Source organism: Marinomonas communis (assembly GCF_004363305.1).
Taxonomy (GTDB): domain Bacteria; phylum Pseudomonadota; class Gammaproteobacteria; order Pseudomonadales; family Marinomonadaceae; genus Marinomonas; species Marinomonas communis.
In genome coordinates this window covers 972,947-987,131 of sequence record NZ_SNZA01000001.1, presented here as the reverse complement: position 1 = coordinate 987,131, position 14,185 = coordinate 972,947, and the positions used below count along the sequence as shown (strand labels likewise).

Genomic DNA, 14,185 nt, shown 5'->3' with positions numbered 1-14,185 from the left:
TTTCGACTAGTAATGGTCACGCATGATACTGTATTTTTCTAATGAATAGAACTTGTCATAGGCTGCACTATGACCAATGTCGCATGCATCGATCATCCAAAATGAGATCATCATGTGAAACTAAACTGAGGCTAATATGCGTTTAGAAGTTAGGTGTGAAGATCGAGTCGGGATGGCGATGGAAATACTCGATCTGTTGGTGCCTTATCATATCGATATGCGTCGAGTAGAGGTCAACAGTCGAGTTGGCTGCTTGTATGTAGGGTTTGATGACATTGAATTTAAGCAATTGACTCAACTGTTAGCGGATATCCGTCGTTTGCGCGGTGTGGCAGATGTGAAAACTGTGCAATACACACCCTCAGAGCGCGAACAGCACGTGTTACATACTCTGCTTGAAGCACTGCCAGATGGTGTCGTTGCAGTAGATTTAAAAGGCATTATCACCATGGCAACGCAACAGGCCGCGGAAGATGTGTCGAGCTCTTTGGCTCAGATGTTTGGGCAGCCACTGAGTCAGTTTATCCCTAGTATTAATTTTGAACGACTGGATTGGCAAACTTTTCAGCATGGTGTGACGAAGCGGGTTCGTCTGAATGGCCAGCTTATGCTGCTGGAAATGCAGCCTTACTTCGTGACAAATGAAAACGCTATAAATGTTTGTGCCGGTGGTGTGATTTATATTCGTTCTGCACAAAGGTTAGGAAGGCAGGCTTCCAGTTTGCGCAAAGCCCCAGATGCAGAGCATGCCTTGCAAGGGTTTATGGAGCCAAGCGTATGTCGAAGTGTGGCCATGAAACGATGCTTAACGTTTGCTCATGCTTATGTTTCGATAGACAGCCCCATGTTGATGACAGGGGAGTTTGCGGTGGGCAAGAAGCGGTTGCTGGACGCTATCTTTCACGCTTGGCAGCAGCAAAACTTGGAGTTCGAATCTGCTATACGCTACGTAGGTGGCGCTGCATTAACTTCTGAAACGCTGACAGAGTATCTGGAACAAGGCGGTTGGTTAGCCATTGACGATGTTGAGCGTATGTCTGACTCCTGCCAAGGCTTGTTAATTGATTGGTTAAAAGAGCAGCCAAGTCGTTTGTATCAAACACAAGCGCCTTGTCGAGTGATTGGATTATCGAGACTAAGTGATGAGAGTTTAAGAGAGCAGGATCATCTTCGGGATGAGCTTTATTTCATGCTAAGTAGCTACCAGCTGCATGTGCCGCCTTTGCGTGAGCGCAAGGATGATTTGGTTGGTTTGTCGCGCGAAATCTTAGCGGATGCTGGTGAACGTTCGGGTGAGTCCCCAATTTCGTTATCTGAAGACGCCATGGCATTGCTGAAAATGCATCACTGGCCAGGTAACTTAAAAGAGCTTGAATCTTGTCTTTACCAAGCAAGACATATCGCGAGCGGTATGCAAATCGAAACCAGTGATCTGCCATTAGAGGTAGGGGAAACCATGCCAATTGCTTTGATTGACGGTTCGCTTGATAAAACAGTCAAAGCCTATGAGGCTCAGGTATTGAGGAAGCTCTATCCACAATACCCAAGTACACGGAAATTGGCTAAGTTTTTAAATGTAAGCCACAGCTCCATTGCAAATAAACTGAAAGAGTATGGCATCGTTTAGCAGGTATATCGCCATCTGAACATTAAGATGGCGACTAAGGTCTAGCGTGGAAAACGATCGCGAGGACGTTGTTTAAGTTGCTTCTCTTGCTCAATCTTGATCGGTTGAGCTTTCATCGAAGGTGTAGATACAGTGCTGATTAGGGAATGTGCCATCCAGAACGCACCCGCAACGGCAGCGATAAATAGGGCAAATTCAAACATAATCTTTCTCCACTTGTTTACGTTATGACTCTACTATGGGCGAATATTTTCTCTTCGTAAAGAGTGTTTTGTTGCAAATTCGTAACATTGCCGCGCAAATTCGTATCCCACTAGGATAAATTAAACCGTTCCCTAAGGAATAAAGCGACCCCGTCGGCATCATGATGTCCGACCGTAGCCGTTGCTTTTTGCTTGATATAATCCGGTGCATTGTCCGTGGCGTACGCTTCGTTTGCCATGTCAAACATGGTCAAATCATTGTCGCCATCACCGAAGACAATAAGATTCGTAGCATTGAGTTCTTCCATCAGCTGTATGATTGCAGAACCTTTACAGGTGCTGTTGTGATGTATGTCGATCCAATGTGTTTCGGGGTGATAAATGCCACCACCACAGTAGGCAACTAAGTCATCGTAATTAGAACAGCGTTCTACAAGTTGTTTTAATGGGGATGGGTGCCCCAGAGCGCTGATGTTAATGATGCGGGTATCAGGCGTAAGCTCTGATAGGTCGTGTTGGGTCAAGTTATCATGCCCTGACAGCTCTTCAAGAACCATTTTGCCATACTTATCTAACGCATCAGGGTAAAACACTTGTTGTTGGCCTTGAGCATCTAGGCAAAACACAAAGGGCATAACGCCTTGTTCTGCAAAGTCATCAAGGGTGGCACGAATGGTCAGGTGGTCCAGCAAGCCATTGTGACGATAAACCTGCTGCTCGGGGTGCCACCATTCGACACCGTTTTTATAGATTTGCCATAGTGGGAAGTTGTGCCCCTCGATACAGGGTTGTGCCGCGAGATGCGTTCTCCCGGTCGCTAAGGTGTAAGCAATGCCTGCATGCTTCATCTTTTCAAGTGTATCGATGGTGGTGGCAGACAAGCGTTGTTGCTTGTTTAACAATGTACCATCTAAATCAAAAACCACTAGATCCATAAGCGCTTACACCTTCGTCGTATTCAACAAACTTAGAATATTAGTTACGTTTAAAGTTCACCGAATGGATTAAAAAAGGGCGATCACTCGCCCTCTCGAATCAGTTAGCTTTTAAGGCTTGGCCCTCGAATGAGATGCCTGACCAGCCATGAATAATGAACTGGCGAATGTTTTGGTGATCTGTTCCTTCTGGATTCTCTAAAACGTCTTTACGGTAAAAATCACCAAATAAGTTAAGGACACGGTCCTGGTCAATTTGATGTGTCTGAGCGAAGTAAAAGATTTTGCAAGATCCGTTATTTTCGTTGGCTTGATTGACCTGATCACCGTTTTTGAAAGCGGTTGGTGTAAATTCATACTCACTGTCAATAACACCAATAGAGTCTTGAAAAGTGACAGTTTCAGGTGCTGAAGATAGTTTTTCTAATAACGTAGTCGTTGTTAACATGCTAATACTCTTACTTAGTGTTTTTCGCTAATAGGGGACAGCTGTTCAAAATGACGAACGATGCGATAAATAATGTATGTCGTCAGTCCACAAAAAGCCATAATACCTAACATTGGCACAAAAGTACCATTGTGAAGCACACTTAAAACGACACCACTTAATGCCCCTAATGAAAAACGAATCGTACCAGCAAGGGCTGCAACACTACCGTTTAACGATCCCGCACGTCGCATAGCACCACCCATGAAACCACTTCCCAAAATACCAATTGGGCCAGTGAAGAACATCATCCCGAGGATTAATGCAGGCAACGGTGGTTGCTCCATGAAGCTCATTGAAATCAATGCAATGACATCTAGCATTAGCACAGTCATAGCGTATCGTATCAATGTGTCGATCCCTAAACGCTCAACAAAACGACCATTTATGGTGGTTGCTAACATCATCGTGATGACGTTAAGACCAAATAAGAAGCCAAAGAGTCCTTCGTCAACGCCATAGACTTTGATGTATACGAAGGATGCACCAGTCACAAAACACATCAAACCTGCAAAGTGCAATGAGCCTGCCATGATGTAGCCCATGATGATGGGTTGACGAGTCAGTTTGTAATAGTTGCTCATGGCTGTTTTAAACGACAGTGGTGTACGCTGTTCTGATGGCAGTGTTTCAGGGATGGTTTTTAAGAAAAGCACAATGGCTAAAATGGCAAGCAGCATTAAGAAAATAAAGATCGCATGCCAATTGAATACAACCAAAATGGCTCCCCCAAGAATCGGTGCAACCAATGGCGCCAGCGCCATAACCAGCATGACCATCGACATCGCTTTGGCAAACTGGTTGGTACTTAGGTTATCTTTTACTAGAGCAGGGATCGTTACCGCAACGGCGGCACCGCCGATGGCTTGAATGACGCGCCCACTCAAAAGCCATTCATAAGTGCCTGCTATTGCACAGGCAAGGCTGCCGAGGCTAAAAATGATCAGGCCGGTAACCACTACTTTTCGACGTCCAATCGCGTCCGATATTGGGCCATAAACCATTTGAAAAATAGCAAATACCAGCAAGTACACGCTGAGAGTCAGTTGAATGTGGCTAATGTCTTGGTTTAAGTCGTGGGCCACACTAGGGAAGCTTGGTAAATAAGCATCAATGGCCAGAGGGGTAATGCCTGATAGCAGCCCTAGGACGAGAATGATAGGAAGCGTGAGTTGCATAGATCTCCATTTAAAAGATGTAAATGTTAATTAGTTGATTATGTCAATTATAAGATTGTCTTATTAGTACGCATACCTGCAATTAAGGAAAGACTTCTTAATTAAACGACCAGTCAAAATGTGCGATAGTGCTCTACGCATTTATATGGTTCACTTGACGTCATTTTTTTGATCTAGATTGATTATAGTAGAACCTATGTTGAAATTTTTTGAACGGTGGCTAAACGCCTACCCTGAGGTTGACCCCCAACAAGCGCCAAAGACCCTGTTTGCGTTTTGTCGCTACTACTCCAAAGGGGCTGAAATCCCCTTATTACTGATGTCTTTGTTGACGGCCATTGCAGCCATATTAGAAGTGACATTATTTAGTTTTATGGGGCAGTTGGTTGATTGGTTGGTGACTAAAAACCCTGAAACGTTTTTAAGCGAAGAATCTGGGCGTTTGATTGCCATGTCATTGATGGTGCTGATTGCTATGCCATTGGTCACCTTTTTACATTCGGCCATTGTTCATCAAACCTTGTTGGGTAATTACCCAATGCGAATTCGCTGGTTAGCGCACCGTTTTGTATTGCGCCAAAGCGTATCTTTTTTTCAAGATGATTTTGCCGGCCGAGTCGCGACAAAGGTGATGCAAACATCGTTAGCCATTCGAGAAACGGTGATGAAGTTACTCGATGTGCTGATGTACATTTTGGTGTACTTCATTTCCATGCTGGTTTTGATTGCTCAAGCGGATTATCGCTTGGTGCTGCCAATGTTGGGCTGGTTGGCAGGTTATATTGCTATTCAGTTGTATTTTGTACCTCGCTTGCGCCGTATATCAGAAGAGCAAGCTGACGCTAGGTCCACCATGACAGGACGAATAGTGGATAGCTACACAAACATATCTACCGTCAAGCTATTCGCCCATAATCAACGTGAGCTGTCTTATGCAAAGGAGTCCATGAATGGGTTTCTTGCAACGGTGCATAAGCAGATGCGCATGGTAACGGGGCTAAATGTCTGTGTTCAGAGCTTAAACTATCTTTTGGCATTCGTGATTGCCGCAGTTGCCATTGGCCTCTGGTTAGGCAGTGCCATCAGTGTTGGCGCCATCGCCATTGCAGTGAGTTTAGCTTTGCGGTTGAACGGCATGTCACAGTGGATCATGTGGGAAGTTAGCGCCTTGTTTGAAAACATCGGCATGGTTGCAGATGGTATGGGAACGCTTTCAAAACCGCTCACGATTCAGGACAAAGATGGTGCAAAACCGCTGTCGATTTCGAATGGAGACATTCATTTTGATCAAGTCGCGTTTCATTATGGTAAGGAAGATATTTCTGTCATTGATGCGTTAGACCTTCATATTAAGCCAGGTGAAAAAGTGGGCTTAGTAGGGCGCTCAGGTGCTGGTAAATCGACTATCGTAAATTTGCTTATGCGTTTTCACGATGTCGAACAAGGGGCCATTAAAATTGACGGTCAAGTGATCAGTGATGTTCAACAAGAATCATTGAGAGCGGGTATCGGCATGGTAACTCAAGACACGTCGCTGCTTCATCGCACGGTGCGTGATAACTTGATGTACGGTCGCCCTGATGCCACGGAAGAAGAGATGATCTCTGCAGCGAAGCGTGCTGAAGCACATGAGTTTATCCTCGGGCTAACTGACCCTTATGGCAATACCGGTTACGATGCCATGGTTGGTGAGCGTGGTATTAAACTGTCAGGTGGTCAAAGACAGCGTATTGCCATTGCGCGTGTGCTGCTTAAAAATGCGCCGATATTGGTACTGGACGAGGCCACTTCGGCGCTGGACTCGGAAGTTGAGGCAGCCATCCAACATAGCTTGTATCGTTTGATGGAAGGAAAAACGGTGATCGCAATTGCCCATCGACTTTCTACCATTGCCGCGATGGATCGCTTGATTGTGCTGGATAAAGGCGCAATTGTTGAGCAAGGCTCGCATAGCGAACTGATCCAACAAGGCGGTATTTACGCCAAACTCTGGTCACATCAAAGTGGTGGGTTTATTGCTGAAGACATCGACGATGTTGAAGCCGCGCTGAGCGCGGCTAAGTAATCAATAAAAGTAAGGCTAATTTATTGTTTAGCCTTACTTTTCTTATTGGCTAGCCATAAGAACTGGTAAGGCATCAAGGTAACTTGAGCAAGCCTGTCCTCGTATTTCTGATCAGTGACTAAGTCTGTCCAATCGTCAGTCGCGATTAAGTTTAGCTCAGCTAGATTAAAGCTTTGTGGCTCATCGGTAATGTTATAGATCGCAAACAGGCTTTGGCGACGATCCAAGCTTTGGCGCCAAAATGCGAACAGCTTGTTACCCGTGTGTAGGACATACTGCGTCGCATTAGGATGAAAAGCTGGTTGAGCACGTCTTATTTGGATCAGGTTGCGTAATGCCTGAAACACTTTTTGATGGTGTGATGGCGTATTAAGTTTGTGTTCTAAATCGTCCATATCCCATATGTGTCGGTTGATAGAACGGAATTGGCCAGTATTGTCGACTCGCGCATAGTCGTTTTCAGTACCGAACAATGAATGAATATAAAACGCGGGTAACCCTTCAAGCGCCAACTGTATGGCCGCTGCACACATAAAACGAGCAAACTGCCATTGGTCAGGTCCTTTGCTTACGGAACCACTTAAGGCATCCCATAAACTGATATTGATTTCGTACGGCTTCGCTTCCCCCGTCAGTGTTGTTCTTGAGCTAATCTTTCCGCCAAAGCGCTTCATGGTACTGATGAGATTGTCCAGCTCCCATTCGCTTAGTAGACCTTCAGTAGGGCGCAAGCCAACGCCATCATGGGATGCGACAAAGTTTAAGTAAGTCGTACCTTGCTGAGCTGGCGGCATACGCATTAGCCAGTTCTTTAAATGCTCGCAGTTTCCAGATACCAAGGTGTTAATCAACAGTGGTGGCAATGAGAAGTTATAAATTAAGTGTGCTTCGTTGGCGTTACCAAAGTAGGTTAAGTTTTCTCGGTTAGGGATATTGGTTTCGGTAATAATGACCGCGTCTGGAGCATAATGCTCGATCATCAAACGCAGTAAGCGAATCATTTCATGGGTATTGGGTAGGTTGATACTGGGTGTACCAGGGCTCTTCCAAAGGAAAGCGACTGCATCCAATCTAAACCAGCGAATGCCTTTTTCTAAGTAGAGACGGATAATGCGCAAGAACTCCATCAACACCTTAGGATTTTCGAAATTCAGATCAACTTGGTCATGACTAAAGGTACACCACACGTATTTGGTGCCGTTCTTGGTTTGAACCTCGCGCAGAAGCGGAGAGGTTCTAGGCCGTACCACATTGCTCAAGTCAGCGTTAGGATCGGCCTCATAAAAATAACTGGCTCCTGGTTCAACGCCAGCTTTGAAATTTTCAAACCACATACTTCGGCTGGAACAGTGGTTGATCACCAGATCCCCCATCACTTTGAAATCTTGCGCTAAAGCCGAGATATCACGCCACTTACCAGCGGATGGATTAACGGAGGTGTAATCCATCACACTAAATCCATCATCCGAGCTGTATGGAAAAAATGGCAACAGGTGAACAGTCGAGATGCATTGGGCTAGCTCTGTTTTGACGAAATGATGCAGCGTATTGATGGGTGGTTCATTCTCACGGCGAAGGGTGTCGGCATAGGTGATCAGCATGATATCCGACTGATCCCAGATGTTTCTGTGAGGCTGTGGGGATTCTGTTTTGGGATCTAAGCCAAAAGTGGCTAAGCAGTTTCTCGCCATTTCCCCTGCATCTAAATGTGGATACAGAACTTGTAAATGGCCAATTAATCGCTGCTCTAAATGTGAAAGGGGCGCTGCATCCATGAATATCTACCTTATAAATCGTCGTGCATGAAGTGGAACGGTAAGTGGTGCTGGATATTACGGGCTATTTCGGCCCGTATTCCTGCATGTCTTGTGCCACCGCTTCTTCAAGTTGTTGCATTACACCTGGGAAAGCGCTGGCTACACGGTTCCAGCTTGGAATAAACGGTGCTTCCATAGGGTTTTCTAAATACATGTTGCCAGCTTTCATGATGTTGCTAGCAAACAGCTCTACGGCTCGTTCTTCGGAGTGCACATCCAGTTTCAAACCATTAATTTCCGCGTCATTACGGTAAGTTTCGATGAAATCTAATGCGACTCGATAATAGGTGGCTTTGATGGTGCGGAAGGTTTCTTGATTAAACACGATGCCGTTGGTCGCCAACTTACGGAAGATCGCTTTGGTAATATCGATCGACATTTTTGATAAGCCACCATCGTCGTTATCCGCAGATAAATCTTGGTGCTTGTGATCGTACGCATCGGCAATGTCTACCTGACATAAACGGTTGGTAGAGTAGTTGCGATACATTTCTGATAGCACACCAATCTCTAATCCCCAATCACTCGGAATACGTAAATCTGTCATCACATCGCGGCGGAACGAAAACTCGCCTGCTAGTGAGTAGCGGTAGCTGTCTAAGTAATCTAGGTAGTCTAAATGACCTAAAACCTTCTTGAGCGAGTAGAGCAATGGTGTTACCAGCAGTCGGCTTACACGACCGTTCATTTTTCCGTTTGCTGTGCGGGCATAAAAGCCCTTACAGAATTCGTAGTTGAAGTTAGGGTTTGCAACAGGGTAGATCAAGCGAGCGAGCAAACTGCGGTCATAAGTGACGATGTCACAGTCGTGCATGGCCACAGCATCAGCGTTTGACGATGTGAGGGCATAGCCCATGCAGAACCATACATTACGTCCTTTGCCAGGATCATTCGGCGATAGTTTTTCACCTTTAAGAATCTCATCAATAGCACGCAAGCGAGGGCCATCATTCCACAGCACTTTATGCTTCTGTGGCAGTTCGGAAAAGAATTCTAAAGCGTGTTTGTATTGTTCTTCGGTGGCACGATCAAGACCGATGATGATCTCAATCGGGTAAGGTACTTGCTTAAGATGGCGAATGATATTAGGCATCGCCTCTGTTTCAAGCTCGGAATACAAGCAAGGCAAGATCAAGGCCATTGGGCGTTTTTTAGCGAATTCACACAGCTCATTCTCCATCTCTTCGAGAGGACGCTGTGACAAATTATGCAGTGTTGTTAGTATGCCGTTTTGGTAAAAATCACCCATTGTTTGTCTCCTTTAGCATGGTTCATGCTTGTTCGGTAGGGCTGTTTGCCTACCGAAAAATTAAATAAATCCTTCGTTTGTCAGCGCTTGGTTAATCGCTTCGCTCCAACCTTTTGGGCCATATGAGTCGGTAATCCATACGTCATTTCGGTTGGGTATTTCTGGCGGTACGTGAACTGGCGAGCGTACTACCACAGGAATGTTGGCTTTGCTTATCATCTCAACGTCGTTTTCTCCATCACCTAAGGCAATGCTCTTGACGACATCAGACGTATTGTTTTGATAACGTTCGGTAAGCCATTTCATAGCAACTGCTTTGTCGCAGTTTTGTCCCATAAGATGGACAAAGCGTCCGCCTTTCTGAACTTTGATGCCTTTCTCAGCCATCAGGCCTCGAAATTCAGCCAAAGCATTATTTGAGTCGTTCCAGATTAAGGGTTCAGTGAACTCTCGCTCCATGGAGAGTGTGGCGGTGTGCGCATCGAGACCGGTGTGTTCCATCAACTGCTCAACGGTAAGTTCATGGTATCCAACGAAATCAAAGCGTGACTTCATAGTTTTTGCGGTTGCGATCAGCTGTTGGCGGTCTGGACCAAATGCCTTTACCCAATAGTCACCACGTTGCGTCCATTCAGGGGTAGAGTCGAAGCGGCTGTTTACGGGCAGATAAACAGCTGCTCCGTTCTCTACAATAAACGGATCTTTATGGCGCAATGCACCACGAAGTTCTAAAAGCTCTGCGTAAGTCTTGCTGGTGTTTAAGACGCAAGGAATACCTAGCGTTTTTAAACTGTTTAGAGCGTCACTGGCCGCAGAAAAGTCATAGCTATAATGATCAAGTAACGTGCCATCTAAATCTGTAAAGACTAATAAAGTGGTCGTCATACATTCGGTGGCGTTAACTTCAATGAAGCGCGTCACCTTTCCTCCTTTGCAAATACCAGTCAATGTACCTCTGACCTGTTTTGGGACATTCACCGTGTCATGGCGAAACCGACTGACATAACAGTGAAAGCAATATGCTTGCCAGAGCATGAATTAAAAACAATTTGACGATCAGTTTATCCCTTCAGCAACACAGATTTGTGACAGTGAAAGGCCCAGTGTTCAAAGGGTATAGTAAAGAATAAGGTATGAATCTTTAGTGGCATAAAGACGAATGTTTTGCCGCCAGAGTTGTGAGGCTTTTGTGCTGAAAACTATTTAGAGATAACAAAGGAAATCGTGTGTGTTTGCACCAATTTGGTTCGCTTAAGGCGTGTCTGCACAATGGTGTAAAAGTGACATGCCAGTTTGTAGAACAATCATTTTTTCACTCATTAACGCCACTGGTGAAAACGCTTCGAAGTAAATAATGCTGCCTTTTCAAAGCATTACTGGTGACTTGTATGGCTCTGTTGTCTAGTTTTGGGTTATTCGACTCTTTTCAAAATCTATACTCTTAAAGATGAACTGTTTGCAGTATTATTTCAGAGGATTATTTTGGAAAAGCGAAATATTCCGAGTTTTACTCTAAAAAAAAGTGAAATTCGATATTTGCTCTCTAAGGTAGTCGAGAAGGATTTTTCATATTTTTCACATTAAAAGGCAGGTCATAATGGACTCTTCAACGGGTATTCCCCGTCCACAACTTCAATCCTTAGACGATATTCTTCCACAGGAACCTCTATTAATGATGGGCGCCGGACCAGTGCCTATTCCTGAGCGCGTTGCCAAAGCCAATTCAGTTGTGATTAATCACCTAGGCCCGACCATGGCCAAAGTTATTAACCAAGTTAAAAGCATGGCTCGTTACGTGTTTCAAACGGAATCCAAGTGGGTGCTTGGTGTCGCGGGACCTGCCTCCGCCGCCATGGAAATGTCTGCGGTGAACTTGTTGCAACCTGGTGAAAAAATCTTGTGTTTGAACAATGGCTTCTTTAGTCACCGAATGGCTGAAATGGCAACTCGTATTGGTGCGGATGTTCATGAGTTACATATTCCAGTGCATGAAGCAGCGGATCCAGACCGTGTTCGTAAAGCAATCGAACAAGTGCGCCCAAAAGTAATCAGTATGGTGCAGGGTGAAACATCCAATACCGTATGCAACTACACACTAAAAGACATTGCGAAGATTGCTAAAGAGTATGGTTGTTTAGTGGTGGTTGATGCCGTATGTACTCTTAGTACCATGCCATTGAAAATGGATGAGTGGAATGTTGACTGCGTGATTACAGGTGGTCAAAAAGGTCTTTCGTCTATTCCAGGGGTGTCGCTGGTTGCTTTTTCTGATGATGCTTGGCGTGCCATTGAAAACCGCACAACACCACTGACACATTGGTGTTTTGATGTTCGTTTAGCAGAAAATTTCTGGCATCGTGATGGCTATCACTATACAGCGCCAGTGTCTGGGATTATGGCTTTGCATGAAGCGTTGAAGCTGGTTTGTGAAGAGACTCTTGAGCAACGTTTTGCACGTCACTTACGCTGTTCACAGGCATTGCAGGCTGGCATTCAAGGTATGGGACTTGAATTGTTTATAGAGCCTCCTGCTCGATTAAACTCAGTTGTTGGCATCAGCATTCCCGAAGGATTGTCAGCAAAACAGATCTGCGACCATATTTCGGCCACTTATCGTGTTGAAATTGCCGGCTCATTTGGGCAGCCGATTGTTCGTATTGGACAGATGGGCGAGCAGTGTCGTGAACACAACTTGTTTAGAACACTTCATGCATTTGGCAGCACCATGCGTGACCTTGGTGTAAAAGTAGATCAGCCTAATGGCATGGCAGAAATGGAAGCTTACTTACAGAAAACGCCTAGAATGATTCATCAAGACGTGGCGTAACAGTTAGCGCAATCAGCTTTCTAGATATTATTGTCACCGAAATCCCTGTTTTTAATAAAAAAACAGGGATTTTTTTATTTTTGGTCTAAGCTGAATCAGTGTTTCGAAAGTGCTTTAGTCACTCGTTGGGCGATTTAAATCAAAATCATGGATAAACGTATTTTTTACACATTTTGTACAAAAACTTCGCTCGTGACAGGGTTGTGACAGGTTAGCGGAGTATGTTGTTCAACATGGATGTTCTAATACATCTTTTATCTAAGTACAAAAACAATAAAAGCAGGAGATAAAGTCATGCTTAAGACCATGTCAATGAAGTCTGTTCTAGTTTCAGGTGCTGCGGCGTTAGCGATCGCAGGTCAAGCGCAAGCTTTCGAACAATCACGCAGTGCGGAATGTATTGCGCCAGCAAACCCTGGTGGTGGTTGGGACTTCACATGTCGTAGTGTTGGTAAGGTATTGACCGATCTAGACTACATCAAAGGTAACGTTCAAACTGTCAACATGGCAGGTGCTGGTGGTGGTGTTGCTTTCGCGCACACTGTAAGCAAACGTGCAAAAGATGAAGCCCTAATTGTTGCAGCAAGTACGGCTACAACAACTCGCCTTGCTCAAGGCCAATTCCCAGGCATGAATGCTGACCAAGTTAAATGGGTGGGCACGCTGGGTGCAGACTACGGTGTTATCGCTGTAGGTAAAGATTCAAAATACACTTCTTTGAGCCAAATGATGGACGCCTTGAAAAAAGATCAAGGTTCTGTGAAGTTTGCTGGTGGTAGTGCATCGGGTGGCTGGGATCATTTGAAAGTCCTAATCACTGCAAAAGAAGCTCAAGTAGAAAACCTTCCAAAAATTCGTTACCTAGCGTTTAGCGGTGGTTCTGAAGCCCTTGTTCAAGTAGTAGGCGGCCACGTTGATGCATTTACAGGTGATATCTCAGAAGTAAAAGGCTTCATGGACTCTGGCGACCTTCGTGTTCTAGCGGTTCTATCTGAAGAGCGTCTTCCTGAGCCATTCGACCAAATCCCAACTGCGATGGAGCAGGGTATTAGTTCCGTTGCGCCAAACTGGCGTGGTTTCTACGTACCAGGCGAAGCGAGTCAAGACTCTTACGACTGGTGGGTCAACACAGTGGATGAGCTATACCAAACTCAAGAATGGAAAGACGTGATGGTTAAGAACGGCCTGATGCCTTTCAAAAAATCAGGTGAAGAGTTCACTCAATTCGTTAAGAACCAAACTCTTGATATCCAAATCCTATCTAAAGATATCGGTCTAATTCGCTAATTAGATCCGATCTTGAGGGGGACCCGCTCCCCCTCTGTTTTTTCCTTGTTATTGTTGGAGCAGATACATGCGTATTACCGACCGTGTGTTTGGGGTTCTATTGCTTATTTTAGCCGTTACCTACGGTTATGAAGCGACTAAGTTTCCTATACCTTTTGGTGGTCAGGAATCTGTAGGGCCTGAAACATTCCCGATTCTACTGTCTATTATTTTGGCGATTGGCTCTATCTACATGATCGTTAAGCCAGACGAAGATGCTAAATGGCCTGCCGTTTCAATGCTAATTGAGCTTGGCATAGTGTGTTTAGTATTGGTGTTATTCGCCTTTGGCCTTGAGTACGTAGGCTTTGTTTTATCGGCAACTCCTGCTGTGGCATTCCTATGTTGGCGTATGGGGGCAACCCCAGGAAAAAGTTTGCTAACCGGTGCTATTACATCAGTTGTGATCTACGTGTTGTTTACGCGTGTGCTCGAGTTGGCGTTACCTTCAGGTATTTTGGGGCTGTAAGT

The 14,185-nt window shown here is 45.0% G+C and carries 12 protein-coding genes; 5 read left to right on the top strand and 7 right to left on the bottom strand.

Annotated elements, in window-relative coordinates; translation table 11 throughout:
* The first annotated feature begins 136 nt into the window (after window positions 1-136).
* Window positions 137-1,627 (top strand): TyrR/PhhR family helix-turn-helix DNA-binding protein, encoded by a 1,491-nt coding sequence (locus C8D85_RS04610; RefSeq protein WP_133560166.1) that lies wholly within the window; start codon window positions 137-139, stop codon window positions 1,625-1,627.
* Window positions 1,628-1,668: 41 nt separating this feature from the next.
* Here C8D85_RS04610 and C8D85_RS18060 read toward each other — a convergent pair whose 3' ends face one another.
* From C8D85_RS18060 to C8D85_RS04595, 4 genes are all read right to left on the bottom strand, one after another.
* Window positions 1,669-1,830: a hypothetical protein gene (locus C8D85_RS18060; RefSeq protein WP_162847539.1), complete on the bottom strand. Its 162-nt coding sequence runs from the start codon at window positions 1,828-1,830 to the stop codon at window positions 1,669-1,671.
* 110 nt (window positions 1,831-1,940) lie between these two features.
* Entirely contained in the window at window positions 1,941-2,765 is an 825-nt protein-coding gene (locus C8D85_RS04605; RefSeq protein WP_133560165.1) for an HAD-IIB family hydrolase, read from the bottom strand.
* A 100-nt stretch (window positions 2,766-2,865) separates the two neighbouring features.
* Complete coding sequence (locus C8D85_RS04600) at window positions 2,866-3,213, bottom strand: HopJ type III effector protein (RefSeq protein WP_133560164.1); 348 nt, start codon at window positions 3,211-3,213, stop codon at window positions 2,866-2,868.
* 14 nt (window positions 3,214-3,227) lie between these two features.
* Window positions 3,228-4,430 (bottom strand): Bcr/CflA family multidrug efflux MFS transporter, encoded by a 1,203-nt coding sequence (locus C8D85_RS04595; protein ID WP_133560163.1) that lies wholly within the window; start codon window positions 4,428-4,430, stop codon window positions 3,228-3,230.
* Between the two features lie 196 nt (window positions 4,431-4,626).
* Between C8D85_RS04595 and C8D85_RS04590 the strand changes: the two genes are divergently transcribed.
* Window positions 4,627-6,495, top strand: coding sequence for an ABC transporter ATP-binding protein (locus C8D85_RS04590; protein ID WP_133560162.1), 1,869 nt, complete (start codon window positions 4,627-4,629; stop codon window positions 6,493-6,495).
* Window positions 6,496-6,515: 20 nt separating this feature from the next.
* Here the strand turns inward: C8D85_RS04590 and C8D85_RS04585 are convergent, their stop codons facing one another.
* The 3 genes from C8D85_RS04585 to C8D85_RS04575 form a co-directional block, all read right to left on the bottom strand.
* Window positions 6,516-8,270: an alpha-amylase family glycosyl hydrolase gene (locus C8D85_RS04585; RefSeq protein WP_133560161.1), complete on the bottom strand. Its 1,755-nt coding sequence runs from the start codon at window positions 8,268-8,270 to the stop codon at window positions 6,516-6,518.
* Window positions 8,271-8,334: 64 nt separating this feature from the next.
* Window positions 8,335-9,561 (bottom strand): glycosyltransferase family protein, encoded by a 1,227-nt coding sequence (locus C8D85_RS04580; RefSeq protein ID WP_133560160.1) that lies wholly within the window; start codon window positions 9,559-9,561, stop codon window positions 8,335-8,337.
* A 60-nt stretch (window positions 9,562-9,621) separates the two neighbouring features.
* Window positions 9,622-10,482, bottom strand: a complete 861-nt coding sequence (locus C8D85_RS04575; RefSeq protein ID WP_228189796.1) for an HAD-IIB family hydrolase — start codon at window positions 10,480-10,482, stop codon at window positions 9,622-9,624.
* Window positions 10,483-11,158: 676 nt separating this feature from the next.
* On the opposite strand from C8D85_RS04575, the gene C8D85_RS04570 reads away from it, so the two are divergent.
* From C8D85_RS04570 to C8D85_RS04560, 3 genes are all read left to right on the top strand, one after another.
* Entirely contained in the window at window positions 11,159-12,388 is a 1,230-nt protein-coding gene (locus C8D85_RS04570; RefSeq protein WP_133560159.1) for a pyridoxal-phosphate-dependent aminotransferase family protein, read from the top strand.
* A gap of 294 nt (window positions 12,389-12,682) precedes the next feature.
* Window positions 12,683-13,675 carry a Bug family tripartite tricarboxylate transporter substrate binding protein gene (locus C8D85_RS04565; protein ID WP_133560158.1) on the top strand — a complete coding sequence of 331 codons (993 nt, stop codon included), beginning with the start codon at window positions 12,683-12,685 and terminating at the stop codon, window positions 13,673-13,675.
* Window positions 13,676-13,742: 67 nt separating this feature from the next.
* Window positions 13,743-14,183: a tripartite tricarboxylate transporter TctB family protein gene (locus tag C8D85_RS04560; RefSeq protein ID WP_133560157.1), complete on the top strand. Its 441-nt coding sequence runs from the start codon at window positions 13,743-13,745 to the stop codon at window positions 14,181-14,183.
* Window positions 14,184-14,185 lie beyond the last annotated feature (2 nt).